Consider the following 24,223-nt stretch of genomic DNA (forward strand, 5'->3'; position numbering starts at 1 on the left):
GGGGTACCGGGGGAGCCTCCCCCCTGGGCGGCTCGCACGCGCCGGCCGGGTTCCGGCGGTGTCGACACCATGTCAATTCATGGAAACGGAAGGCCGGTTGGTGCCGATGTCCCATACCGTGGCCGCATGACCAGGGGGATGGTTGAGTGGGCGCACGGCTGCGCGGGTCGCACGGTGACCTGGCCCGCCCCGGATACGTACGTACTCGTCGACGGCGTCCTGCTGCGCATGGTTCCCGAGCCGCCCGGGCTGCCTCCGGGTACGGCCGTCACCGTGCGCCACGATCCGCAGCGGCGGCGGCTGGTGGCCCACGCCGACGGCACCGGGGCGGTGGCCGAATGAGCGTGCACGGCATCGAGTTCGGGGCCGGCTTCGAGGAACGGCAGCCCGTCGTCCTCCTCCTCGACACCTCCGCGTCCATGGGCCGCCCCGCGGAACACCCGCGGATCGACGAGCTGAACGACGCGTTGGCCCGCTGGTTCGGTGAGGTGCGCACACAGGAACGGCTGCGCACCCGGGTGGAGGTCTGTCTCATCACCTTCGACTCGGTGGTACGGGTCCACGACCCCGTCCAGGGCCGCCTGGTACCGGTCGAGGAAGCCGGCCCCGACCGGCTGTTCGTCCCGGTGGACAGCATGCACCCGCCCACCCTGCGCGCCGAGGGCCTGACCCGGCTGACGGACGCCGTGGAAACGGCTCTCGACCTGGCGCGCAGCCGCTACCGCACGCTGCAGCGGCAGCGGGTGCCGGTCCGGCGCCCCTTCCTGTGGGTGCTGACGGACGGCGCCCCGAGCGACGCCCAGGGCCGCCCCCTGGACGCAACGGCCCTGGCGGGTACGGCGGGGCGGGTGCGCCAGGGCGAGGAGAAGGGGGAGTGGGTCTTCCAGGTGATCGGGGTACGCGGCGCCGACCTGCCGATGCTGCGGGTCCTCGCGCCGAAGGCCACGTCCCCGCTGGAGAACCTGGACTTCGGCCGGATCCTCGACCTGCTCTTCCAGAGCACGGACGGCAGCAGCCCGGACCAGGACGCGGACCTCATCCACCAGCAGGTGAACGACCGCGCCGCCCGGCTCGCGCGCATGGACAGGCTGGAGAGGGACCTGCTGTGATCGTCGCCGGCGCCTCCGTCCAGGGCACCGCCCATCTCGCCACCGGGCAGGGTTGCCAGGACGCGTTCAAGGCGGTGGAACTGGGCGACACGGCGGTGCTGGCGGTGTCCGACGGCGCGAGCAGCCGCGACCGCAGCGCACTGGGCGCCCACATAGCGGTCGACGCGGCCTGCCGCCTGCTGACGGAAGACATACCGGACGCGGAGGAAACGCCAAAGGCGTGGACGGCGTGGATCGCCGGGCGGGGGAAGCGGGTGGTCCAGGAGTACCTGAGAGCGGTGACCGGGGTGCTGGGCGCATCGGGTGCCGAGGATCCCGGCGCCCTGGCAGCCACCGTCGCCGCGGCGGCCGTACGTCCCCCGTGGGTGGCCTTCCTCTCGCTGGGCGACTGCTTCGGCACGCTTCTCACCCGCGACGACCGCTGCCACCTGGTCCTTCCCCCGCCCACCGGCCCAGCCCCCTTCCTCTCCTCCCCCGGCGCGGCGCTGCGCTTACGCAGCTTCGTCGTCTGGGAACCGGAACTCAGCGGGGTGGTCCTGGCCACCGACGGCTGCGCCGCGCTCACCCTCGACCATCCCTCCGTCCGCGAACTCCCGCCGCAGGCAGGACCCTTGCCGGCTGAGCGCTTCTTCCTCGGCCTCGCCGCCACGCTCCGCGAGAACCACGGAGACGCCGAGCCCCTGCGACGCCGGCTCTCCGGACCGCAGGCCGGCCGGACCGGTGACGATCTGACCGTCCTGTGTGCGCTCGTGGAAGGGGGGTGACCGTGGGACTGACCGTGGTGTCCGGCACCGGACACACATGGCGGCTCACCGAGCAGATCGGCAGCGGCTCGGAGGGATTCGTGTACGGCGTCGACGACGCCCGGCCCCTCGTCGCGAAGCTCGTCCCGGACCCGCCCGACCCCGAGGCCTACCGGCGCCGCGTGGCCCGCCTGGTGCGCCAGCGCCGCGAACCGCGCACCGTCGGCCTGCTCTCCGGCACGCCCGTCCGGCTGGCCTGGCCGCTGGTCGCGGTGCACGCGGCCCACCGCACCGGGGCGGACCGCGTCGACGGATATGTGATGACCGACATGCGGCACGCCTACCAGCCGTTCAACCACCTCCTCACCCCCTCCGCCCGGCGGGCGTTCCTGCCCCGGGCGACCTGGGCGACCGCCCTGCGCGCCGCCCTCGCCCTCGCCCGGCTGCTGGGCGAACTGCACGCCGAGGGCTATGTGGTGGGCGACCTGAAGCCCGACAACCTCTGGGTCGACGACACCGGCCGGGTCGGTATGGCGGACGTCGACTCCTGGCAGTTCACGGACGGCCGCGAGGTGTTCCCGGGCCGGATGCGCACCCCCGGCTACACGGCCCCCGAGCGGATCGGCGCCCCCGCCGGCACGCCACCGGACACCGCGTCCGACGATTTCGCCCTGGCCGTGCTGGCCCACCAGCTCCTGATGGCCGGTCTGCACCCCTTCGCCGGCCACCCGGCGGACGGCGCCGACTATCTGTCGTACGACGACAACGTGCTGCACGGCCGCTGCCGGATCGTCGACCGTACGTCGGTGCTGCTGCCCCGCACCGCGCCGCCCGCCGACCTGCTGCCGAGACGGCTCGCGGAGCTGTTCCGCACGGCGTTCGGGAAGGCGCGCCGCCCGACGGCGGCCGAGTGGGCCCAGGCGCTCGCGGCCGAGCTGGCGCCGGGCCGGCTGAAGGTGTGCGCGGTGAACGCCCGCCACCTCCACACCGTGGAACGGCCCTGGTGCCCGTGGTGCGACCTGGCCGAACGGGACGCCGAAAGCCACCCCGGCCCGCCGCGGGAGGACGTATGACCAGGGAGGACAGATGACCAGGGAGGACATGTGACCAGGGAGGACATGTGACCACCCACCTGTCCGTCGCCCGGACGCTGGACAGCTGCACGGTCCTCGGCCCCGGCACCCGCGCGGTCCTGTGGGTCCAGGGCTGCCCGCTGCGCTGCCGGGGCTGCGTGGCCGCCGAGACCCTGCCCTTCGAGGGCGGCACCAGCCGCACGGTCGCCGACCTCGCCGACTGGCTGTGCCGGCTGGACGGCATCGAGGGCGTCACGTTCTCCGGCGGTGAGCCGTTCAGCCAGGCCGGGGCGCTGGCCGAGCTGCTCGACGCCGTGCGGGAGCGGCGCCCGGACTTCGGCGCGATGGCGTACTCCGGCTTCCGCCACGAGGCACTGCGGCGCGGCGGCCCGGACCGGCTGGCTCTGCTGGAACGGCTGGATCTGCTGGTCGACGGGCCGTACCGCGCGGCACGGCACGGCAGCCTGCGCTGGCGCGGCTCGGACAACCAGCGGCTGATCCCGCTCACCGACCGGTACCTGCGGGCCCTGGCCGAGCCGGACACGACGGCCGGGATCGAACTGTCGGCGGACGCCGACGGATCCCTCTCCTGGGCCGGGGTGCCGCCCACCCCGGGATTCCGGGAGGGACTTGAGGAACGGCTCGCGGCGCGGGGGTTCGTGCTGCACACCGAGGCACGGAGGGGACGATGAGCGGATCACCGAAGTACAGCAGCGTCCGCGTCGGCGCGCTGTACGCCCAGCGGGAGGCGGCGGAGCGCCGGCGCCGGGCCGAGGAGCGCCGGGCCCGGGAGCGCCGGCGGGCCGCCGAGCGGGCCCGGCTGGCCCAGGAGGCGGCCGCCCGGCGGGAGCGCGCCCGCGCCGAGATCGCCCGCAAGCAAGCCGAGGCGGCGGCCCGGCGCACGGCCGAGCGCAGCGCCCGGGTGGCCCGTGCGCAGGCGGACCAGACCCGGGCCGACGAGCGCGGTCTCGAAGAGGTACGGGAGCTGATCGCCGAGGCCCAGCGGTCCGGGGACCGGTCGGGCATCGGGGCCCTGGAGCGGCAGCTGGCCGCGCTGCGGGAACGGGCCGCCCGTGGGGAGCAGCTCGGGAACGCGGTGGAGGAACTGCGCGGCCGGGCCGTGAGCCTGCGCCCGGCGGCCTCCGGGGGCCGTACGGACGACCGCGCCGCCGTCCTGGCCGGCCTGGAGCACCGGCTCGCCGCCGCCGGGCCGGACGGCGCCACCCTCGACGCGGACGGCCACCGCCGCTGCACCGATCTGCTCGGCCGGCTGCGCACGGCCACCGGACCGGGCCAGGAGGTCCGGTTCGAGGCCCTGCTCGGCACGGTCGAACACGCCCTCGCCCGGCATGCGGCGACGATCGCGGAGGCGCGGGAAGCAGCCGGGCGGCAGGCCCTCGCGGAACAGGAACGCGAGTCGGCCGAGGCGGCCGGGCGCGAGCGTGCCGAGGCGGCCGAGGCGGCTGTGGAGCTGGCCCTGGCGGAGGCCGCCGAGCGGCTCGGCGTCGTACGCCCGGCCGCTCAGGACGTGGTGGACACCGCCGTCGATCTCGGCGACCCGGACCTCGCCGGCGAGATCGGGGACGCCCTGAGTGCCGTCACCGACGCGCTGACCGCGCGCTCGGCGACCGAGGCCCTGGAGGCGGTCGCCGGTCTGGAGGACCGGCTCCCCGACGCCGAGCGCCGGCTGGACGAACTGGAGCTGGCCTACCAGCGGCGCCGGGACCTGGTGGAGGCCCTCCGGGACGCCATGACCGGCGAGGGGTTCGCCTTCGAGGGCGGTGAGGACCGGGGCGGCAGCTTCCGGCTGCACTTCACGCGGCCGACCGGGGCGGCGTACGAGACCACGGTCGCCACCGAGGACGACGGCACGCCCGTCCTCGTCTACCACGTGGAGGGCGAGCCGGACGTGACGCTGCACGCCCCGCAGGACGAGCCGGTGTGCGACACCACCGAGGCGCTGCTGGAGCGCGTGCACGAGGCGCTGGGCGGCGACGACGGCTTCGTGGCGGGCGAGCTCACCTGGGACGGCAAACCGCCGGGCCGGCGTGCCGAGCCGCTGCCCCGCGAGGCCTCCTGGAGGTGGACGACCCCGTGAGCACGGCCGGCTTCACCAAGGGGGAGGACGGTACGGGACCCGTCACCGCCGACGGCATGATGCCCCTGTGGGCGGTGTCCCTCGGCTGGGAGCTGCGGCGCGGCCGGCAGGTGATCCTCAACGGGCAGATCCGGGACCGCTGGTGGTTCGAGGACCGGCCCGTCTCCTTCCGGGAGCTGGTCGCCGGGGTGCTGGAAGTGCGCGGCGCCGATGTGGTGGGCTGGTGGGACCCGGTGGCCGGGCTCACCTTCCCGCTGCCGGGGCACGCGGAGCGCTTCGCCCGGCTGGAGGCGAACCGGCCGCGCACGGCCGGCGGAAACGGTGACCGAGGAGAGCCCCGCCCGTGGCAGGACCGGGGCGAGAACCGGCGTCAGAACCGGGGTGAGAACCGCGGTGAGGACCGGAGCGCGGACCCGGGCGAAGACCGGTCCCGCCCGCGCGCCCAGCGCGCCGCCGAACGCGACCGGGACCGGTCGGGCCTGCTCTCCCCCCGCGCGGCCGGCCCCCCGCGCGCCTTCGACGACGTGGTCGCCACCGTGCACCGGATCACCGCCTCCCCCGACACGGCCACGGCCTTCGTCTTCCAGGACGTCGACCACCACCTCCCGCCCGGCCAGCCGGAATCGAACGCCGGCTATCTGCGCCTGCGCGCGGCGATGACGGACGCCGTGACCCCCCGCTCGGCCCTGTCGGGCAGGCCGCCGCACGCCCGCAACGCCGTCCTGTGCGCGGTGGGCGACGTCGGCCGGCTGCCCGGCTGGTTCCACCTGGAGGACCCCCGGATCGCCACCCTGCACATCGGCCCACCGGATCCGAGCGAGCGCCGCCTGTGGCTGACCTGGCTGCGCGGCGACTTCAACGGCGCCCCGGACGCCGCACGCCACGACATCGAGGCCCTGGTCGGCGCGACCGACGGCATGTCCGGCTGGGACATCGACGCGCTCGCCCGGACCTCCTGGCTGCGCGACGCGCCCCTGCAGAAGCCGGACAAGCTCCTGGAACTGCACCGGCTCAACGTGAGCGTCGACCCGTGGACCCAGCTGGACCGGGAGACCGTCGCCCGCGCCGCCGGCGTCCTGGGCGCCCGGGTGGTCGGCCAGTCCAAGGCCGTCGACGCGGTGGCCGCCGCGCTGCAGGCGGCCTTCGTGGGCGTCGACTTCGGCGGCTCCGGCACGGCACGCCCTCGGGGCGCGTTCTTCTTCGTCGGCCCGACAGGCGTCGGCAAGACCGAACTCGCCAAGGCGGTCGCGGAGTTGATGTTCGGCGACCAGAGCGCGTACGCCCGCTTCGACATGAGCGAGTACCAGCAGGAACACGCGGCCGAGCGGCTCGCGGGCGCCCCGCCCGGCTACATCGGCCACGAACAGGGCGGCGAGCTGACCCGCCGGGTCCAGGAGCGGCCGTTCAGCGTGCTCCTCTTCGACGAGATCGAGAAGGCGCACCCGCGGGTGCTGGACAAGTTCCTCCAGATCCTGGAGGACGGACGGCTCACCGACGGCCGCGGCCAGACCGCGTACTTCTCCCAGTGCCTGATCATCTTCACCTCCAACACGGGCGCGGAGGCGGTCCAGGGTCTGCTGTCCGAGGGCGGCGAAGAAGTGCCGTACTCCGCCCTGGAGGCGCACTTCACCCGGGCCGTGGAGGAGAAGTTCCGGGCGATCGGCCGCCCGGAGATCTACGGTCGCCTCAAGCCGGGCGTGGTCGTCTTCGACATGCTGCGCCGCGAGCACATCGTGAAGATCGCCGACCGGCTGCTGGGCCAGCTCACCGAGTCCGTCCGCGAACGCCACCAGGTCGAGCTGGTCCCCGACACGGGCAGCCTGCACCCCTGGATCACCGGGCGGATGAGCGACCCGGAACACCAGGCCTACGGCGGCCGCCAGATCCGCAACGAACTGGAGCGGCTGCGGGCGGCCGTGGTCGCACACTTCCTGGCGCACCGCCCCGCCCCGGGCAGCCGGATCCGGCTCGGCACCGCCACCGACGGCACCCCGTGGGTCAGGACCGAGGAAGGGAACGGCTGAACTCATGCTCGGCATCGACATCGGCCACCGCGTCGCCCGCGCCGGCCGGCCCGGCCCGCAGGGCCGCCCCACCGTGACGGTGGCGGACCTGGCCGGAACGGACGGCGTGGCCGACCCCGCCGCCGCACTGGCCGCGCTCCTCGACGGAGCCACGGGTGAGGAGGCGGTCCTCGCCCTGCCCGCAGCCGCCGGCCGCGAGGCCGAGGCCCGGCTCCGCCGCGCCGCCGAGGACGCCGGCCTCCGCGTCCACAGGATCGTCCCGGAACCGGTCGCGGTGGCCCTGCACTACGGCGCGATCGACGAGGGCGTGCACCGCACGGTCCTGGTGGTGAACCAGTCCGGGGCAACGGTGGAGCTGACGGTCCTGGCCGTCACCCCGGACCTGACGGTACGCGTCCTCACCACGCGCACCGAGGAGTTGGCGGACGACCACGCCCGTACGGCGACAGCCCGGGAACTGTCCGAGGCGACCCCGGACGCCGTACTCCTCTCCGGCGACCTGTACGCCACGCCGGCCCGCCGCGAGGACATCGAGAACCTCCCCGGGGCCCAGGGCGTGACGGTCCGCTGCACCACCCCCGAACTGGCCGTCGTGCACGGCCTCCTGCTGTTGGAGGACTTCGGCCTCCTCCGCATAGCCACGGGCCCGGCACCGACGAGGACCGACTTCCCTCCGCCGTTGGAGGACCCGGAACCGCAGTCCTGGCCCGCTCCCGTAGCGGATCCCGAACCAAAAGGCGCCCCGAAGGGGCGCGAGGCCGACACATGTGCGCCTCCGCCGCGTGGCCGCGAGGAGCCCCCACCGCCCCGCCGCGAACCACCCCCCGCAACCACCCCGCCCCTCCCCACACCCGAACCAGAACCAGAACCGGAGCCAGAACCGGAGCCGGAGCCGGAGCCACACCCCGGGACTCACCCGCACCCGGCCCCGTCCCCCACCCTCCGCTCCGTCCCGGTGACCCAGCTCCAGTACATCCGCCGGGACGACCACCTCCTCGTCCTGTGGGCCTGGCCCGACTCCGCCCTCACCGCTCGCGTCCGCTGGCGCCGTGAGGACGCGACCGCGGCCGGCGACGGCCCCCGCGACGGCGACATCCACTGCCGGCGCCGGGTCTACGAACACGACGGCGGCCTGGACCTGCCCGTCGGCCGGGGCGCGGTCACGCTCACCGTCGAGGCGCTGGTCCCCGACCCCGCCGTCGACACCGAGGGCGCGGCCTCGCTCCGTATCCCGGCCGAACCCCCCATCGTCGAGTACGAACCCTCCGTACGCCGCCGTCTCACCGGCGCCCGCGTCGCGACCGTCACCTTCACCGCCCGCACCGGCTGTGACCTGCCCGCCCTGCGGATCGTCCACGGCCTCGGCCGCTACCGGCCCACCAGCACGGCCGAGGGCACCGTCCTGCACGAGGTCCCCGCCCAGCGCCTGACCGCCGGCACCCCCCTCACCGTGGAGTTCCCGCTCCCCGGCACCAAGGGCCCCTCCTGGCTCGTCTGCTTCCCGGCGGACGGCCCCGACTCCGGCCCCGGCCCCGACCAAGAACGCGACATCGACATCCGCCCCACGGCGCTGCACCGGCTGCGAGTGACCTGAATGGCCAGACGACTCACCTGCCCCTACTGCTACGAGACCTTCGCCCCGCGGGAGATCCGGTTCCGCTGCAACAGCCGGCTCAGCCGCACCCGCAAGCAGTGCCCGCGCCGCCGCGACCCGGTCCTCGACGAACGCTTCGGCAAGCGCCCCAGCCACGACGTGGGTCCGGACTTCGGCGCCGACGGCCGCAGGTCGACGGCGGTGTGCCCGGACTGCGACGGCGAGACGACGTACCGCATCTGCCCGGTCTGTCACGTCGAGCTGCCGGTGCAGTTCGGGATGGTGGAGAACCGGCTGATCGCGATGGTGGGCGCGCGGTCCTCCGGCAAGACGATCTACATGACCGTGCTGCTGCACGAGATGCGCAACCAGGTCGGCGAGGCCTACGGCGCCTCCCTGATGGGCCTGGACGACACCACCATGCGCCGCTACAGCTCGGAGTACGAGGACCGGCTCTACCGCGACCGGCAGATGTTCCCGCCCACGCAGACCGCGACGACCAACGCCAACCGGGTCGAACCGCTGGTGTTCCGGTTCGGGCTGCGCCGCAAGGGACTGTTCGGGGAGCGGCCGCAGCACACCGTGCTGTCGTTCTTCGACACGGCGGGCGAGGACTTCAACAGCCGGGAGAGCGTGGAGCTCAACACCCGTTACCTGACCAACGCGGACGGCATCATCCTGCTGCTCGACCCGCTGCAGATGCCGGGCGCCCGGGACAGCGCGGCACCCGGCACGGCGCTGCCCCACGCGGACGGCATCGATCCGCCGATCAACGTGCTGAGCCGGGTGAGCAGCATGCTGCTGGCCGCGCAGGGCGGCAGGGCGGCGAAGGTCCACACCCCGATCGCGGTGGTCTTCTCCAAGATGGACGCGTTCTGGCATCTGATGGAGAACGGCAGCCCGCTGCGGTCGCACGCACCCGCGCGCGGCCGTTTCGACGTCGGCGACAGCCTCAGCGTCCACGAGGAGGTGCGCCAGCTGCTCAAGGAGTGGGACGGCGTGCCCATCGACCAGTCCCTGGAGAACACCTTCGCCCGCTACCGCTACTTCGGAGTCTCCGCGCTGGGCAACAGCGCCACGCCCGAGTCCCGGGTCGCCGACACCGGCATCCAGCCCTACCGGGTCGCGGACCCGCTGCTGTGGCTGCTGAGCGAGTTCGGTTCGGTACCGAAGGCGGGCCGCGGATGACGAGGGGGACGAGGAGCTTCCAGCAGCTCTACTACACCTCCTGCGAGCACGGGCTCAGCGGTTCCTCCGGCTTCCAGTTCAACGCGGTGAGCGAGCGGGTCTCGGCGGAGACCCGGCACCGGGTGGAGGGCCTGGCCGGGTACGAACCACCCCGTGCCCTGGCCGAGTCGGACACCCCCGAGCTGCTGGCCCGCTGCCCGGTGAACCTCTGCCACACCCCGGACCGGGCGGGCGGCGCCACGACACTGTGCGTGCGCTACGTCGGCCGGGACTCGGCGCGCCGCTTCGGCAACTACTTCGCCCACGCCCTGTACACCGAGGGCGAGTTCACGCCGGACAGCGGCGGGCTGCTCGCGATCGAGCTGTGGGACTCCCCGCTGTGGACCGCACAGGTCGCCGATACGACCGAGCTTCCCGAGCTGCCCGCACCCCTGCCACGCGGCCCGCTGTCCCCCCGCGCGGCGCGCGCCTTCCTGCGCGCGCACCCGCACGCCGAGCAGCTGCCGGCCCTGCTGGCGGCGGTGTTCGCGGCGCTCGCGGAGGACGGCTCGGTGGTGGTGATCGACGAGACGACGGACCGGATCGCCCACTGGTTCGCGACCGTCTGCTATCTGCTGCCCCCCGCGCTGGCCCGCACCCTGTCCTTCGCCACCTACCTCTTCCGTCCCGCCCGCAGCCGGCTGCACCTGATCGGCACGGTGCCCGGGGCGCACCCCGACTTCGGCCCCGACGACGAGGAGTCGTACACCGTCTTCGACTTCTGCGCCGGCCGCTTCCCCGAGGTGGTGCCCACCCACCATCTGGTACGGCTGCTGACCCGGATCGGGGTCGGGTCCATCCGCTCGGTGTGGTCCTGGACGGCCGAGTACACGCACGGCCAGGAGCGGGCCCTGGGCGACTGGCACGCCCCGGTGGCGGCGGCCGCGGCGGCGGGCGGCATCGAGCTGACCGACGCCGACGTCCGCGCGGTGATCGACTGGCTGCCCGGCGCGGGTCATCTCGGGCCGCGCCGGGCGACGGTGGCGGCGGACATCCACCACAAGCACCGGGACCTGGACGACGAGCAGCTCGCGGCGCTGAGCGCGGCCGCCGAGGCGGGCGGCGACACGGTGCTGCACCAGGAGCTGGAGGGCAAGCTCCACCAGTCCCGGGTCCGCGCGTACATGAACTGCGTGGAGAACGCGCCCGGCCCGGTGCCGATCACGCATCCCGCCGAGCGGGAGCGGGCCACCGCCCTGTGGCAGCGGCTGCTCGGCGAGGCCGCCACCAGCCGTCAGCGGGTACGGCTGCTGCTGTGGGCGGTGGGCGCGCGGCTCGCCCCGCCGCCGGAGCTGCTCGCGGCCCAGAGCCTGGAACTGGGCCGCGCCCTGCTCGGCTCCTCCGGCGCGGGCCCCGGCCTGCGCGAGGATGCCGCCCGTCTCCTCCACACCCTTCCGGAGTTCAGGGCCGCCCTGTCGGCAGCGGTGCAGGAGGTGCTGGACGAGCGGGGCGGCGGTCAGGAGCAGTTGTTCGCCCAGTTCCCGGCCCGGTTGCTGGACGAGCGGGACCTCGACGGTCGGCCCCGCCTCCTGGAGCACTACTGGCGGGCACAGGCCGAGCGGGAGCCCGCCCGCACGGTCGACCTGCTGTTCAGGATCCTTCAGGTGCGCGGCCAGGCCTCGCCGGACGCGGAGCTGCTGCGGGGCCTGTGGCGGCAGCCGTCGCCTGCGTGGACGTACGAGGAGGCGACCGAGATCGCCCGCCGGCTGCCGTCGGACCGGCCGGTGGACGAGGCGGTCGGCGAGTGGTTCGACCGCGCGGTGAAACAGGAGGTCCGGGACGAGCAGGCACTGCGGGCCTGCCTGGTGCTGTGCGACACCCTCACCGCACCCGGCCGCTTCGCCTGGCTGCGGGCGGTCACCCAGGAGTGCGTGCGGACCACCCTCCGGCTGGACGCGGCCCTGCGCGAGGCCACCGAGGCCACCGCGCTCGCCCGCACGTTCAGGATCCCGCAGGTCGACGCCTGGGCGGCGCCCCGCGCCCTGAAGCACCACCGGCTGCTCCCCGCCATGCTCCGGCTGCCCGCCGACCCGGGCCGGCTGCGCACGGAGATCGGCGAGTTCGGCTTCTCGCTCGCCGACGGCTATCTGCGCGCCGTACAGCGGGCCGCGGTGACCTCGGGACGTCTGGACGAGGTGCTGTTCAGCCATGTCACCGGGGTGATCGCGGTCAACGCCGAACGGGGCGTGCTGCCACAGGCACACGTGGAGATCGTCGACACGCTGCGCCTGCACACCGCCCACCACTGGCGGTCGGAGGACCTGGACCGCCTGGCCCGCGCGCTCCGCCCCTACGACGTGCGGCTCGCCGACGCCTATCAGGAGTGCGCCGAGAACCGTGTGGGCCGCATGAGGAAGTGGAGCCGCAAGCTCACCCCGCGGCGGTCCCCTGACGGCCCCCGACCGGAAAAGGGGTGAGCCGACGATGGACGACATCCTGCTCTTCGTCATCATCCCCGCGGCCTGCCTGGTCCTGCTCCTGCTCTACCTGCTCGTCGCCCCGGCGATCGCGGCACTGCGCGGGGCCGCCCTGGTCAGCGAACTTCTCTGGCGGTACTGCCAGTTACTCAACGGCGTACTGCGCCTGCGCACCCCCGAGTTCGTGACCGTCCCGCCGTACCGCCCCGCCGACGAACTGGCCCACCGCAACTACTTCTTCGGCCCCGCCACCCGTGATCTCCGCCAACTGGTCACACAGGGACGCCGGTTGTACGTCCGTACGGTCACCGACGCCTACCGCCGGGTGACCGCCCGCCAGTTCACCGCCCCCTCCGTGCACCGGGCCGCCTCGGTCCCGTACGGTCTGACCCTCTACCTGGGCCTCGGCATCGGTGCCGGCGCCGCGGTACCGGTGCTGGGGGCGCTCCTCGGTGTGCAGGCGCTCGGCGTGGCCCTGCTGACGGGCGGCGCCCGGCTCACCGCCCTCACCCTGCGGGCCACCGACCGTGCGGTGATGGTCCTGCGCGGGCTGCCCCGGGGCATGCTGTGCCCGAGCTGCTTCGAACGCGTCCCCTATCCGGCGTACGACTGCCCCCGCGGGACCTGCCGGCGCCGGCACGCCGACATCCGCCCGGGCACCTTCGGTCTCTTCCGGCGCCGGTGCGCCTGCGGCGAGCGGATACCGACGCTGCTGATGCTGATGAGCAGGGACGCCCGGCTGAACGGCCACTGCGTGCACGAGCACTGCGGCAAGCCGATGAACCCGGACGCCGGGCACATGCCCGAGCTGGTCCTGCCGCTGGTCGGCGGCCGGGCCGCGGGCAAGACCCAGCTGATGGCGGCGATGGTGAAGTCGCTGGAGACGGCGGCGGAGAACGGCGGGCCGGCGATCCGGCTCGCGGACCCCGAGTCGAGTGCCAACCAGCGGGTGCTGAACGAGGTCCTGGAGATCCAGGGCCACACCCGCCCCACCCAGAAGACGCTGCCCCGAGCCCATTCGTTCGTGCTCGGCAGCGGCCGCGCGGAGCGGCTGGTGCACATTTTCGACACGGCCGGCGAGCGCTTCGTCAACCGCGAGGAGACCGACGCGCTGCGCTACATCCGCGAGGCCCGCACCTTCCTCTTCGTCCTCGACCCGATGGCCGTCGACGCGTTCTGGACCCGCCTCGACCCGGCGGCCCCGAAGGTGGACCGCACCCTGGCTTCGACGGTCGACCCGGAGGACGTCTTCGCGCGCTCGGTACAGACCGTACGCACCATGGGCACCCGCCTCGACAAGGCCCGCCTCGCCGTCGCCGTCAGCAAGAGGGACCTCCTGTCCGGCCGGCCCGCCGTGCTGCCCGACCGCCCGGACGACAGCGGCACGACCCGGGCGTGGCTGTGCGAGCGGCTGGGGCTGCGCAACCTGGTGAAGACGATGGACCTGGAGTTCGGCGAGGTCCGCTTCTTCTGCACGGCGGCGGTCGCGGACGGGGAGGGCCGGGTGGACCCCAGCATCCGGGCTTTGGTGGAGTGGTGCCTGCGCGAGTGATGCTGTTGGTCCGCTGATGTTCTCCAGGAACGGAGTTGCAATGTTCTTAGTGACCGGGGCAACCGGCAACGTGGGTCGCCAGGTGGTCGAGCTGCTGCTGGACGCCGGTGCGCGGGTCCGGGCGCTCAGCCGCCGGCCCGAGACCGCCGGACTGCCCGACGGCGTCGAGGTGGTCGCGGGTGACCTCCAGCGGCCGGAGTCGGCCGGCAGCGCCCTGGAGGGCGTGCAGGGACTGTTCCTCTTTCCGGCGCCCGGAGGCCTGGACGGGTTTCTGCGGGCGGCGAAGAAGGCAGGTGCCGAGCGGGTGGTGCTGCTGTCGGCCTCCGCGGTGGGCTCCGAGGAGGCGGGCCCGCTGGGGCGGGCGCACGCGGAGTGCGAGCGGGCCGTGCGGGCCTCGGAGCTGCCGTGGACCGTGCTGCGGCCGGGCGCCTTCATGGTGAACGATCTGCGCTGGGCCCCCGCCGTACGCGGTGACGGTGTCGTCCGCGCCCCCTTCGGGCGCGCGGTGACCAGCCCCATCGACGAGCGCGACATCGCCGCGGTCGCCACCCGCGCGCTGCTCGACGACGCGCACACCGGCGCGACCCTCGAACTGAGCGGGCCGCAGGCGCTGACGCCGGTCGAGCGGGTGCGGATCCTGGGCGAGGTCCTGGGGCGTGAGCTGCGCTTCGAGGAGCAGAGCCCCGAGCAGGCCCGGGCGGAGTGGACCAAGCACGCCCCGGCCGAGATCGTGGACGGCTCGCTCAGCCTCTACGCGTCCCTGGTGGACGCCGAGTCCCCGGTGCTGGACACCGTGGAGCGGGTGACGGGCCGGCCGCCGACGCGGTATGCGCAGTGGGCGGCCCGCCACGCCGCCGACTTCGTATGACGGGTCGCTGCACGGGAACCGGCCGGGAGCGGTGGCGCTCCCGGCCGGTGGTGCAGCGGACTTCGAGCGAGGTGCTCAGCGGGTCCCGGTCATGGTGATGCCGACCGTCTGCACGGTGCCGTTGTCGTAGTCGCGCACCGTCGTCCCGGCGGCGGAGAAGGAGGTGGCGCCGTAGGTGCCGTGGAGCGCGACGTAGGCGGTGCCGCTGGGGGTGCCCGGGATGGTGTGGCTGAACGCGTAGTCCAGCCCGTCGGTTCCGGTGGTCCGCCAGGTGCCGTGGCCGATGAACACCGGCTGCCCGTCGGGGCCGTTGTGCGCCCTCAGCTCCAGGGTGTGGTCCGGGTTGAAGGTGATGGAGCCGTCCTGGGGGCCGCGGTCCTCGGTGGTGACCACCGCCCAGGTGCCCACGGGTGAGACGGAGTACGTGGTGTCGGCCACCGCGGTCTGCGGAACGGCCACGGCGAGCGCCAGCGCGCCGGCGGCCGTACCCAGACCCAGAATCCTCGGCAATGTCCCTGCGGTCATCGTCTCTGACTCCTCGTCCTAGATGTTGGGTTGTCGGGTCCCATCAGCGCACGAGGAAGTTGGCCATCATCGCCATGTCCTCGTGCTCCAGGTTGTGGCAGTGCAGCATGTAGCGCCCGCGGTGGCCGTCGAAGCGGGCCAGGATCTCGACCACCTCGTACGGACGCACATCCACCGTGTCCTTCCAGCCGCGGTCCTTCGGCTCGGGTGGGCCGCCCGCTCGGGACACCACCTGGAAGTGCGCCAGGTGCAGATGGACGGGGTGGTGGAAGTCGCTGGTCAGCCGCCAGAGTTCGACGGTGCCCAGACGCGGTTCGGCCCAGACCCCGCCGGGGTCGAAGGGGCGGCCGTTGATGGTCCACATGCCGTCCGTGGCCAGCCGGAAGTCGAAGTGCCGGGTCGCCACGGACTGTGCGGTGCTCAGCGGCCGGAAGGACGACAGCCGGGTGGGGATCGTGCTGTCGTCGCGGGCCGGGCCGGTGACGCGGAAGCGCAGCACGTTCCGCATCGGCCCGTCGGCGAGGGCGTTGACGAGGGTGACCTCGGTCCCCGCGGAGCAGGCGGAGAAGTCGACCACCACGTCGAAGCGCTCGCCGGGGGTGAGGGTGAGTGTTTCCAGCGTCTGCGGACGGGCGAGCAGCCCTTGGTCGCTGCCGATCTGGACGAAGGGCAGCGAGCGGCCGTTCGAGGCGCGCAGGGCCAGCCGGTAGCGGCGGGCGTTGGAGCCGTTGAGCAGGCGCAGCCGGTAGCGGGTGGCGGTGACCTCCCGGTACGGCCACGGCCGGCCGTTGACCAGCTGCACATCGCCGAGCACCCCGTCCATGTACGCCGACTCGACGCCCGGGGTGTGGCTCAGGGTGGGGTCCGTCGACGGGTAGCGGAACGAGCCGTCGGCGGCGAAGGACCGGTCGGCCAGCAGCAGCGGAAGCTCGCGCTCGCCCCTCGGCAGCGGCAGCGCGTCCTCCTCCTCGTCGTGCACCAGGAAGAACCCGGCGAGCCCGCGCCAGACCTGCGGACCGCTGAAGTCCATGCGGTGGTCGTGGTACCAGAGCGTCGCGGCGCGCTGCCGGAGCGGATAGGTGTAGGCGCGCGCTCCCGAGGAGGGGTGCAGCAGGTCCGTCGGATAGCCGTCCGAGGAGGGGGGAGTGACCCCGCCGTGCAGATGCGTGGAGGTCGGGCGGGGAAGGGCGTTGTCGATCCGCAGCCGGACCGGGCGCCCGGAGCGGCCACGGAAGGTCGGGCCGGGGAAGGACCCGCCGTAGGACCAGACGGGGGTGCGCACTCCGGGCAGGATCTCCAGCTCGGCGGGGCGCTGCGTCACCCGGTACACGTCGTACCCGGCGTCGGGGCCGTCCTTGGCCCGCGGCAGTGGTGACGCCTCGTCGGGAAGGGTCAGCGGCACGGTGAACGGCCGCGGCAGCGGGAGTTCGCTGCGCAGCTGCGCCCCCGTCGTCCCGTCGTCCGTCCCGCAGCCGGTGAGACCGCCCACGGCCGCCGCGGCCCCGCCCGCCGCCAGTCCGAGGAGGCCGCGGCGGGAGAACCGCGCGGTCACCGCCGGCCCTCCCGGAGCGACTTGAGCTCCCGCACCGGGCGGGTGAGGGTGAAGGCCCAGACCGCCAGCATGGCGGCACCGCCGGTGATCGCGACGCCGAGCGGGATGTGCACGGCGAGCGCCCGCTGGTAGCCGGCCAGCTGCTCCAGGACCACCAGCAGGATCAGAACGGCCCCGAGGACGGCCGGCCAGACCCGCGCGGCCCGGGCCCTCCAGGCCACTGTGGCCAGCACGGTCGCCGCCACGAGCATGAAGGTGAGGACGCGCGCGTTGAGTTCGTGGACGGACAGCAGTCCGACGTCGCCGTTGACGAACTGGCCGGCGAGCACGGCCTGGATCACGGTGTCGACGGTGAAGGCGAGGGACACGGCACGGAGCGGGATGACCACCCGGTGGGCCCAGCGGGCCGGCGGGCGGTCGTCCCGGTTGCCCGCCTCGGGCGGGGCGGTGGACGTCTGCGGCATGGTTCGCGTCCGTGGTGCCCGGGTCAGTGGCCGCCGCTGACCCGGAAGAGGTTCAGCGGGTAGTTGAGGCCACCGGTGACGGGGATGGTGGTGCCGTTGATCCACTCCGCGGTGGGCTGGGTGAGCAGGGTCACCGCACCGGCGATGTCCTGCGGGGTGCCCAGGCGACCGGCCGGGGTGGCCCGGGCCAGCGCCTCGCGGGCCGGCTGCGGCACCGCCGCGCTCGCCTGGGTCTGCACGAAGCCCAGCGCGAGGCCGTTGATGGTGACGCCCGGGCCGCCGAGCTCGTCGGCGGCGTAGCGGACATACGCCTCCAGAGCGGCCTTGGTCACTCCGTGGGCGGCCAGTCCGGGCGCGGTCGGGCCCCAGGAGGAGCCACTGGAGATGACCACCAGGCGGCCGAATCCGCGCTCCCGCATCGGGGGCACGAAGGCGGTGGCGAGGTGGTGCAGCAGGACGACGTCGGCGCGGACCTTGGCGCCGAGCGCGTCCGGGTCCAGCTGGGGCAGCGGCTTGCGCGGGTAGGAGGCGCAGGCATTGCTGACCACGACGTCGAGCTGCGGCACCGTTTCGCTCACCGCGGAGACCAGGGCCTGCGGGCACGCCGGGTCGTCCAGGTCCGCCTGGAGGACGGTGGCCTTGACGCCCTTGGCCTCGCAGGCCTGGGCGACGGACGTGGCCTCGTCCAGCGAGCTGCGGTAGGTGAGCACCACATCGGCGCCCTGGTCGGCGAGCGCGAGGGAGGTGGCCGCCCCGATCCCGCGGCTTCCCCCCGTCACCAGTGCGACCTTGCCCTCAAGCGGCCTCGTTGCGGTTCCCGTGTCCGTCATCGCTGCCAGCACCTCATTCACGCATTGCCGTCGTCGGTCGCGTACTTATCACCAGTCATTTAACGACCAGGAAGATAACTACGCGTCGCTAGACTAGACCCATGACGGACCCCCAGCAACCGGCCGACCGGATCGAAGCGATCATGAGACAGGTGGCCCAGGTCTCGCCGGTCGCGGACCTCACCTCCAAGGAGCTGTGCATGCGCCTGCAGCGCGTCGCGCACCATCTGGAGACACACCTGCGGCGAGAGCTCTCCGCCTTCGGCATCGAGCCGTGGGAGCTGGAACTGCTGGCCTCGCTACGGCGCTCCGGGCCGCCGTACCAGGTCACGGCGGGTGTGCTGCAGGACAGCATGCAGCTCACCACGGGAGCGGTCACCAAGCGTGTGGCCGCGCTGGAGCGAAAGGGCTGGGTACGCCGGGAGGTCGTTCCCGAGGACCGCCGCCAGGTCCTGGTCTGTCTGACGCCCGAGGGCGAGAAGCGGGCGCTGGATGTCTTCCTGACCAAGACCAGGACCGAGTCGCAGGCCCTGGCCTCGCTCGACGGGGACACCCAGCGCCGCCTCAACCGTGACCTCAAGACACTCCTCCTCGCCCTGGAGGGGCCCGCGCCCGGGAGCGGGAGCGGGAGGCGCTGAGCTCAGTCCTTGATCTCGCAGATCGGGGCGCCGGAGGTGAGGGAGGCGCCGACCTCGGCGGTCAGGCCCTTGATGGTGCCCGCCTTGTGGGCGTTGAGGGGCTGTTCCATCTTCATGGCCTCCAGGACGACGACCAGGTCGCCCTCCTTGACCTCCTGGCCCTCCTCGACCGCGACCTTCACGATCGTGCCCTGCATCGGGGAGGCGAGGGTGTCGCCGGAGGCGACGGGGCCGGACTTCTTGGCCGCGCGGCGCTTGGGCTTGGCGCCGGCCGCCAGGCCGGTACGGGCCAGGGACATGCCCAGCGAGGAGGGCAGGGAGACCTCCAGGCGCTTGCCGCCGACCTCGACCACGACCGTCTCACGCCCGCTCTCCTCGTCCGCCTCCGTGTCGGCGGGAGCGGCGAAGGGCTTGATGTCGTTGACGAACTCGGTCTCGATCCAGCGGGTGTGGACCGTGAACGAGTCGCCGGAGCCGGTCAGCTCCGGCGCGAACGCCGGGTCCCTCACCACCGCGCGGTGGAAGGGGATCGCGGTGGCCATGCCCTCGACCTGGAACTCGTCCAGGGCGCGCGCGGCCCGCTCCAGGGCCTCCTTGCGGGTACGGCCGGTCACGATCAGCTTGGCGAGCAGGGAGTCCCAGGCCGGACCGATCACGCTGCCCGCCTCCACACCGGCGTCCAGACGGACACCCGGCCCGGAGGGCGCGTCGAAACGGGTGACCGTGCCCGGGGCGGGCAGGAAGTTGCGGCCCGGGTCCTCGCCGTTGATGCGGAACTCGAAGGAGTGTCCGCGCAGCACCGGGTCGTCGTAGCCGAGTTCCTCGCCGTCGGCGATGCGGAACATCTCGCGCACCAGGTCGATGCCGGCGACCTCCTCGGTCACCGGGTGCTCCACCTGCAGGCGGGTGTTGACCTCCAGGAACGAGATCGTGCCGTCCTGGCCGACCAGGAACTCACAGGTGCCCGCACCCTGGTAGCCGGCCTCCTTCAGGATGGCCTTGGAGGCGCGGTACAGCTCGGCGACCTGCTCCTTGGACAAGAACGGCGCCGGGGCCTCCTCGACCAGCTTCTGGTGACGGCGCTGCAGGGAGCAGTCACGGGTGGAGACGACGACCACGTTGCCGTGCTTGTCGGCCAGGCACTGGGTCTCCACGTGCCGGGGCCGGTCCAGGTAGCGCTCGACGAAGCACTCCCCACGGCCGAACGCGGCGACCGCCTCGCGCACCGCCGACTCATACAGCTCCGGGACCTCCTCCAGGGTCCGGGCGACCTTCAGACCCCGGCCACCGCCACCGAACGCGGCCTTGATCGCGATGGGCAGGCCGTGCTCCTGGGCGAACGCCACGACCTCCTCCGCCCCCGAGACCGGATCGGGCGTACCGGCGACCAAAGGCGCGCCGGCACGCTGCGCGATGTGCCGGGCGGCGACCTTGTCACCCAGGTCACGGATGGCCTGCGGCGGCGGGCCGATCCAGATCAGACCCGCATCCAGCACCGCCTGCGCGAAGTCGGCGTTCTCCGACAAGAACCCGTAACCGGGATGGATCGCGTCCGCGCCGGACTCACGCGCCGCGTTCAGGATCTTGTCGATGACCAGATAGCTGGTGGCCGGAGTGTCACCGCCCAGAGCGAACGCCTCATCCGCGGCGCGGACATGCAGAGCGTCCCGGTCCGGGTCGGCGTAGACGGCCACGCTCGCGATCCCGGCGTCCCGGCAGGCCCGGGCCACGCGGACAGCGATTTCGCCACGGTTGGCGATGAGCACCTTATGCACGATGACTCCTCGCTGTACCCGAACTCCATACCGACTCCACCGCCGGCTCACCGAGGCACCGGCCCTCGCCGGGCTCTGTGCGGTCGGACTGGGTAGTCATCTCGTCCTCTCTCCTTTACGAGGCGATCTGCCAGCTGTGCGGGGGGCAGAACGCTGCGCTGCGCTCCAGCCGCAGCCAGCGGGGCGCCTGCACGGTGGGTGTCTGTTCCGCCGGGTCGGCGACGGCGCCGCTGCGGGCGAGCAGGACGACCATGACGGCGGCGAGTTCCTCGTCCGTGGCCTGTCCGCGCTCCACGCGCAGGAAGGGGTGGTCGGTCATGGTCAACCTCCTGGTCACTGGGGCGGGTTGCCGTGTTTGCGCATCGGCAGGTCGGCGTGTTTCGTGCGCAGCATGTGCAGGGAGCGGATGAGCACCTGGCGGGTATCGGCGGGTTCGATCACGTCGTCGACGAGGCCGCGCTCGGCCGCGTAATAGGGGTGCATGAGCTCGGCCTTGTACTCCTTGACCATGCGCTGGCGCATCGCCTCGGGGTCGTCGGCCGCCTGGATCTGGCGGCGGAAGATGACGTTGGCCGCGCCCTCGGCCCCCATCACCGCGATCTCGTTGGTCGGCCACGCGTACGACAGGTCGGCCCCCACGGAGCGGGAGTCCATGACGATGTACGCGCCACCGTAGGCCTTGCGCAGGATCACCTGGATCCGCGGGACGGTCGCGTTGCAGTAGGCGTAGAGCAGTTTCGCGCCGTGCCGGATGATCCCGCCGTGCTCCTGGTCCACCCCGGGCAGGAAGCCGGGGACGTCCAGCAGCGTGACGATCGGGATGTTGAAGGAGTCGCACATCTGCACAAAGCCGGCTGCCTTCTCCGAGGAGGCGATGTCCAGCACCCCGGCCATCGACTGCGGCTGGTTGGCGACGATGCCCACCGTGTGGCCGTCCAGGCGGGCGACCGTGCAGATGACGTTGGTGGCCCAGCGCTCGTGCACCTCCAGGTGAGTACCGTCGTCGACGATCTCCTCGATGACCGTGCGCATGTCGTAGGGGCGGTTGCCGTCCGCCGGGACCAGCGTGTGCAGGGACTCGCCGCGCCGGTCGACGGGGTCCTCGGTCACCTGGGGCGGGGGCGTCTCCCGGTTGTTCTGCGGGAGGAGGGAGAGCAGGTAGCGGACCTCCTCCAGGCAGGTCTGCTCGTCGTCGTAGGCGAAGTGGGCCACCCCCGAGACCTCGGCGTGCACATCGGCCCCGCCCAGTCCGTCCTGGCTGACCTGCTCGCCGGTGACCGCCCGGACCACGTCCGGGCCGGTGATGAACATCTGCGAGGTGCCGCGGACCATGAAGACGAAGTCGGTCAGTGCGGGCGAGTACGCGGCCCCGCCCGCGCACGGGCCGAGCATCACCGAGATCTGCGGGATGACACCCGAGGCCCGGGTGTTGCGCTGGAAGATCCCGCCGTACCCCGCCAGAGCGGTCACGCCCTCCTGGATCCGGGCTCCCGCGCCGTCGTTGAGCGACACCAGGGGAGCCCCGGCGGCGATCGCCATGTCCATGATCTTGTGGATCTTCTGGGCATGCGCCTCACCCAGCGCGCCGCCGAAGATCCTGAAGTCGTGGGCGTAGACGAACACGGTCCGCCCGTGCACGCTCCCCCAGCCGGTGATCACACCGTCCGAGTACGGCTTCTTGTCCTCCAGTCCGAAACCGGTGGCCCGGTGCCGCCGCAGCGGCTCCACCTCGTGGAAGGAGCCCTCGTCCAGCAGCAGCGCGATCCGCTCATGCGCCGTCAGCTTGCCCTTGGCGTGCTGGCGTTCGGTGGCCTGCGGGCTCGGTCCGAGCCGGGCGGCCCGCTTGACCTCGGTCAGTTCGTCCAGACGTTCCTTCATGCGTCCCCCTCGTCCCCCTTGAATTCCTGGATGACCGCCGCGAGCCGGTCGGCCTCGTCGGTGCGGTGGGTCCCGACACCGGGCGCGATCCGGCGGCACAGGCCGCCGAGCGCCTTTCCCGGCCCCACCTCCACGAACTGGTCGGTGCCGTCGGCGGTGATCCGGGTGACGGTGTCCGTCCACCGCACCCGGGCGGTGAGTTGCCGGCGCAGCAGGCCGATGGCCTGTTCGGCGGAGGTGACGTACTCGGCGGTGACGCTGGAGACGACGGGTACGACCGGGTCGTGGAACTCGGTGCCGGCCAGCGCCTCGGCGAACTCCGCCTCGATCTCCCGCATCAGGCTGCTGTGGAACGGCGCACCGACGTCCAGCGCCACCACCCGCAGCGCACCGGCCTCCCGGGCCTCGCGGACCACCCGGTCGACCGCCTCGGTCTGGCCGGAGACCACGATCTGGCCGGGCTCGTTGTCATTGGCCACCTCGACGACCTGGCCGGTCTGCTCGGCGACCGCGGCGCAGAGCGGTTCCACGGCGGCGAGCGGGAGGCCCATGACCGCGGCCATGCTCCCGGGGACCCGGTCGTTGACCCCGGCCATCAGCTCGCCGCGCAGACGGACCAGCCGCAGGGCGTCGGTCCAGTCCAGGACGCCCGCGCTCACGAGTGCGGCGTACTCGCCCAGGCTGTGGCCGGAAACCACCGCGGGGGTGACGCCGTGCCGGCGCAGCACCTCCAGGGTGGCCACGCTGCTGACGAAGACCGCGGGCTGGGTGACCGAGGTGTCGCGCAGTGCCTCGGCCGGGCCCTCCCAGCACAGCCGGGACAGGGGCATGCCCAGGATGTCGTCGGCGGTCCGGTAGTAGTCACGGGTCGCTTCGGGCCATCGTGCGACCAGGGCGAGGCCCATACCCACGCGCTGCGCTCCCTGACCCGGGAACACAAAGGCGGTGTTGGCCATGGCAGTTGAGTCCTTACTCCTGAGTGCGGTTGCGGGTGTGGGTGCGGGCTCCGTTGCGGGGGTGCGGTCCGCGCAGGGCGACCGCGGCCGCGTGGCCCGGGCCGCAGGGGACGTTGCCCACCGTCCAGCCGCGCGGCCGGTCGGCGACCGTGTCGCCGAGGTAGTCGGCGTGGGCCGGCCGGGCCAGGCCGATGCCCAGGCCCTTGAGGTAGGCCTCCTTGCGGGACCAGAGCCGGGCGAAGGCCGCCGGCCGCTCGGGCTCCGGGACGGCGGCCAGTTCGGCGCGCTCGGCCGGGTGCAGGGCCGCACTGCACACCTCCACCGTGTCCGGCCCCGGCAGCCGCTGGATGTCCGCCCCGACCGGGACGGCGGCGAGCGCGATCAGGGCGAGTCCGTGGCTGTGCGAGAGGGAGAAGTGCAGCGCGCCGGCCGCCCCCGCCACGGCCGGACGGCCGTGCGGACCACCGCAGCCGGGGCACGGTTCGCGTACGAGGACGACGTCCTGGGGCGGGAGGCCCAGGTAGCCGGCGAGGGCCCGCCGCAGGGCGAGGTGCACGGCCACATAGAGGTCCCGGTCGGCGACCCGGCGGAAGCGGGCCGCCCGGCGGCGTTCGGACTCGTCCAGCAGGGCCAGATCCGCCGCGACCGCACCGGCACCCGGCCGCGGCTGACCGACCAGCCTCAGATCGACACCATCAAGGGCCCTCGGGACATCTTCCAGCACCGGCCCCCGCACCCGGCGGCGCTCGGACTCCTCCAACAACGCCAGATCCACCCCGACCGCACCGGCACCCGGCCGCGACCGGCCCACCAGCCTCGGGTCGACACCCTCGGGCGCCCCCGGGACATCTTCAAGCACCGGCCCCCGCACCCGGCGGCGCTCGGACTCCTCCAACAAAG

22 protein-coding genes are annotated in these 24,223 nt (G+C 73.3%); 13 read left to right on the forward strand and 9 right to left on the reverse strand.

The window, feature by feature from the left end; translation table 11 throughout:
* Window positions 1–126 precede the first annotated feature (126 nt).
* The 12 genes from ACIGXP_RS11095 to ACIGXP_RS11150 are packed head-to-tail and all read left to right on the forward strand — an operon-like array spanning window position 127 to window position 14,705.
* On the forward strand, window positions 127–342 hold the full coding sequence (locus ACIGXP_RS11095) for a hypothetical protein (RefSeq protein WP_363217682.1): 216 nt from the start codon (window positions 127–129) through the stop codon (window positions 340–342).
* Complete coding sequence (locus tag ACIGXP_RS11100) at window positions 339–1,109, forward strand: hypothetical protein (protein WP_363217683.1); 771 nt, start codon at window positions 339–341, stop codon at window positions 1,107–1,109. Before ACIGXP_RS11095 ends, ACIGXP_RS11100 begins: the two co-directional genes overlap by 4 nt.
* A complete protein-coding gene (locus ACIGXP_RS11105; protein ID WP_399766715.1) occupies window positions 1,106–1,873 on the forward strand; it encodes a protein phosphatase 2C domain-containing protein in 768 nt (255 codons plus the stop codon). The genes ACIGXP_RS11100 and ACIGXP_RS11105 overlap by 4 nt, the downstream gene beginning before the upstream one ends.
* Window positions 1,874–1,875: 2 nt before the next feature.
* Window positions 1,876–2,925 carry a hypothetical protein gene (locus ACIGXP_RS11110; protein ID WP_399766718.1) on the forward strand — a complete coding sequence of 350 codons (1,050 nt, stop codon included), beginning with the start codon at window positions 1,876–1,878 and terminating at the stop codon, window positions 2,923–2,925.
* 47 nt (window positions 2,926–2,972) lie between these two features.
* On the forward strand, window positions 2,973–3,617 hold the full coding sequence (locus tag ACIGXP_RS11115; RefSeq protein WP_363217686.1) for a 4Fe-4S single cluster domain-containing protein: 645 nt from the start codon (window positions 2,973–2,975) through the stop codon (window positions 3,615–3,617).
* Window positions 3,614–5,023, forward strand: coding sequence for a hypothetical protein (locus ACIGXP_RS11120; protein ID WP_399766722.1), 1,410 nt, complete (start codon window positions 3,614–3,616; stop codon window positions 5,021–5,023). Before ACIGXP_RS11115 ends, ACIGXP_RS11120 begins: the two co-directional genes overlap by 4 nt.
* Window positions 5,020–7,047: an AAA family ATPase gene (locus ACIGXP_RS11125; RefSeq protein WP_399766724.1), complete on the forward strand. Its 2,028-nt coding sequence runs from the start codon at window positions 5,020–5,022 to the stop codon at window positions 7,045–7,047. The genes ACIGXP_RS11120 and ACIGXP_RS11125 overlap by 4 nt, the downstream gene beginning before the upstream one ends.
* Before the next feature lie 4 nt (window positions 7,048–7,051).
* Window positions 7,052–8,641, forward strand: a complete 1,590-nt coding sequence (locus ACIGXP_RS11130; RefSeq protein ID WP_399766727.1) for an Hsp70 family protein — start codon at window positions 7,052–7,054, stop codon at window positions 8,639–8,641.
* On the forward strand, window positions 8,642–9,829 hold the full coding sequence (locus tag ACIGXP_RS11135) for a hypothetical protein (RefSeq protein WP_399766730.1): 1,188 nt from the start codon (window positions 8,642–8,644) through the stop codon (window positions 9,827–9,829).
* Window positions 9,826–12,285 (forward strand): GTPase-associated protein 1-related protein, encoded by a 2,460-nt coding sequence (locus ACIGXP_RS11140; protein WP_399766732.1) that lies wholly within the window; start codon window positions 9,826–9,828, stop codon window positions 12,283–12,285. Before ACIGXP_RS11135 ends, ACIGXP_RS11140 begins: the two co-directional genes overlap by 4 nt.
* Before the next feature lie 7 nt (window positions 12,286–12,292).
* Window positions 12,293–13,837 carry a hypothetical protein gene (locus ACIGXP_RS11145; protein WP_399766735.1) on the forward strand — a complete coding sequence of 515 codons (1,545 nt, stop codon included), beginning with the start codon at window positions 12,293–12,295 and terminating at the stop codon, window positions 13,835–13,837.
* A gap of 40 nt (window positions 13,838–13,877) precedes the next feature.
* Window positions 13,878–14,705 carry an SDR family oxidoreductase gene (locus ACIGXP_RS11150; protein WP_399766738.1) on the forward strand — a complete coding sequence of 276 codons (828 nt, stop codon included), beginning with the start codon at window positions 13,878–13,880 and terminating at the stop codon, window positions 14,703–14,705.
* A gap of 75 nt (window positions 14,706–14,780) precedes the next feature.
* Here the strand turns inward: ACIGXP_RS11150 and ACIGXP_RS11155 are convergent, their stop codons facing one another.
* The 4 genes from ACIGXP_RS11155 to ACIGXP_RS11170 are packed head-to-tail and all read right to left on the reverse strand — an operon-like array spanning window position 14,781 to window position 18,076.
* Entirely contained in the window at window positions 14,781–15,230 is a 450-nt protein-coding gene (locus tag ACIGXP_RS11155; RefSeq protein ID WP_399766741.1) for a hypothetical protein, read from the reverse strand.
* Window positions 15,231–15,273: 43 nt separating this feature from the next.
* A complete protein-coding gene (locus ACIGXP_RS11160; RefSeq protein WP_399766744.1) occupies window positions 15,274–16,782 on the reverse strand; it encodes a multicopper oxidase family protein in 1,509 nt (502 codons plus the stop codon).
* Complete coding sequence (locus ACIGXP_RS11165; protein WP_363217695.1) at window positions 16,779–17,246, reverse strand: hypothetical protein; 468 nt, start codon at window positions 17,244–17,246, stop codon at window positions 16,779–16,781. The genes ACIGXP_RS11160 and ACIGXP_RS11165 overlap by 4 nt, the downstream gene beginning before the upstream one ends.
* 23 nt (window positions 17,247–17,269) lie before the next feature.
* Entirely contained in the window at window positions 17,270–18,076 is an 807-nt protein-coding gene (locus ACIGXP_RS11170; protein ID WP_363217696.1) for an SDR family oxidoreductase, read from the reverse strand.
* Window positions 18,077–18,177: 101 nt separating this feature from the next.
* Here ACIGXP_RS11170 and ACIGXP_RS11175 point away from each other — a divergent pair, with 101 nt between their 5' ends.
* Window positions 18,178–18,714 (forward strand): MarR family transcriptional regulator, encoded by a 537-nt coding sequence (locus tag ACIGXP_RS11175; RefSeq protein ID WP_363217697.1) that lies wholly within the window; start codon window positions 18,178–18,180, stop codon window positions 18,712–18,714.
* Window positions 18,715–18,716: 2 nt separating this feature from the next.
* On the opposite strand, the gene ACIGXP_RS11180 is transcribed toward ACIGXP_RS11175, so the two are convergent.
* The 5 genes from ACIGXP_RS11180 to ACIGXP_RS11200 form a co-directional block, all read right to left on the reverse strand.
* Window positions 18,717–20,489 (reverse strand): acetyl/propionyl/methylcrotonyl-CoA carboxylase subunit alpha, encoded by a 1,773-nt coding sequence (locus ACIGXP_RS11180; RefSeq protein WP_399766748.1) that lies wholly within the window; start codon window positions 20,487–20,489, stop codon window positions 18,717–18,719.
* 115 nt (window positions 20,490–20,604) lie between these two features.
* The gene (locus ACIGXP_RS11185; RefSeq protein ID WP_363214172.1) at window positions 20,605–20,808 is read right to left on the reverse strand and encodes an acyl-CoA carboxylase subunit epsilon; all 204 of its coding nucleotides are present in this window, start codon (window positions 20,806–20,808) and stop codon (window positions 20,605–20,607) included.
* Between the two features lie 14 nt (window positions 20,809–20,822).
* Window positions 20,823–22,367, reverse strand: coding sequence for an acyl-CoA carboxylase subunit beta (locus ACIGXP_RS11190; protein WP_399766751.1), 1,545 nt, complete (start codon window positions 22,365–22,367; stop codon window positions 20,823–20,825).
* A complete protein-coding gene (gene fabD, locus ACIGXP_RS11195; RefSeq protein WP_363214170.1) occupies window positions 22,364–23,323 on the reverse strand; it encodes an ACP S-malonyltransferase in 960 nt (319 codons plus the stop codon). The genes ACIGXP_RS11190 and fabD overlap by 4 nt, the downstream gene beginning before the upstream one ends.
* A gap of 13 nt (window positions 23,324–23,336) precedes the next feature.
* Window positions 23,337–24,182 carry a 4'-phosphopantetheinyl transferase family protein gene (locus ACIGXP_RS11200; protein WP_399766754.1) on the reverse strand — a complete coding sequence of 282 codons (846 nt, stop codon included), beginning with the start codon at window positions 24,180–24,182 and terminating at the stop codon, window positions 23,337–23,339.
* Between the last annotated feature and the right edge of the window lie 41 nt (window positions 24,183–24,223).

This window comes from Streptomyces sp. NPDC053069 (assembly GCF_044546895.1).
In the GTDB taxonomy this organism is placed as follows: Bacteria; Actinomycetota; Actinomycetes; order Streptomycetales; family Streptomycetaceae; genus Streptomyces.

Bases quoted from the DNA above. Each gene is read 5' to 3' on its own strand.
- ACIGXP_RS11095 (WP_363217682.1), top strand. From the start codon at position 127: ATGACCAGGGGGATGGTTGAGTGGGCGCACGGCTGCGCGGGTCGCACG.
- ACIGXP_RS11100 (WP_363217683.1), top strand. From the start codon at position 339: ATGAGCGTGCACGGCATCGAGTTCGGGGCCGGCTTCGAGGAACGGCAG.
- ACIGXP_RS11120 (WP_399766722.1), top strand. From the start codon at position 3,614: ATGAGCGGATCACCGAAGTACAGCAGCGTCCGCGTCGGCGCGCTGTAC.
- ACIGXP_RS11130 (WP_399766727.1), top strand. From the start codon at position 7,052: ATGCTCGGCATCGACATCGGCCACCGCGTCGCCCGCGCCGGCCGGCCC.
- ACIGXP_RS11135 (WP_399766730.1), top strand. From the start codon at position 8,642: ATGGCCAGACGACTCACCTGCCCCTACTGCTACGAGACCTTCGCCCCG.
- ACIGXP_RS11140 (WP_399766732.1), top strand. From the start codon at position 9,826: ATGACGAGGGGGACGAGGAGCTTCCAGCAGCTCTACTACACCTCCTGC.
- ACIGXP_RS11145 (WP_399766735.1), top strand. From the start codon at position 12,293: ATGGACGACATCCTGCTCTTCGTCATCATCCCCGCGGCCTGCCTGGTC.
- ACIGXP_RS11150 (WP_399766738.1), top strand. From the start codon at position 13,878: ATGTTCTTAGTGACCGGGGCAACCGGCAACGTGGGTCGCCAGGTGGTC.
- ACIGXP_RS11155 (WP_399766741.1), bottom strand. From the start codon at position 15,230: ATGACCGCAGGGACATTGCCGAGGATTCTGGGTCTGGGTACGGCCGCC.
- ACIGXP_RS11165 (WP_363217695.1), bottom strand. From the start codon at position 17,246: ATGCCGCAGACGTCCACCGCCCCGCCCGAGGCGGGCAACCGGGACGAC.
- ACIGXP_RS11170 (WP_363217696.1), bottom strand. From the start codon at position 18,076: ATGACGGACACGGGAACCGCAACGAGGCCGCTTGAGGGCAAGGTCGCA.
- ACIGXP_RS11175 (WP_363217697.1), top strand. From the start codon at position 18,178: ATGACGGACCCCCAGCAACCGGCCGACCGGATCGAAGCGATCATGAGA.
- ACIGXP_RS11185 (WP_363214172.1), bottom strand. From the start codon at position 20,808: ATGACCGACCACCCCTTCCTGCGCGTGGAGCGCGGACAGGCCACGGAC.
- ACIGXP_RS11190 (WP_399766751.1), bottom strand. From the start codon at position 22,367: ATGAAGGAACGTCTGGACGAACTGACCGAGGTCAAGCGGGCCGCCCGG.
- fabD (WP_363214170.1), bottom strand. From the start codon at position 23,323: ATGGCCAACACCGCCTTTGTGTTCCCGGGTCAGGGAGCGCAGCGCGTG.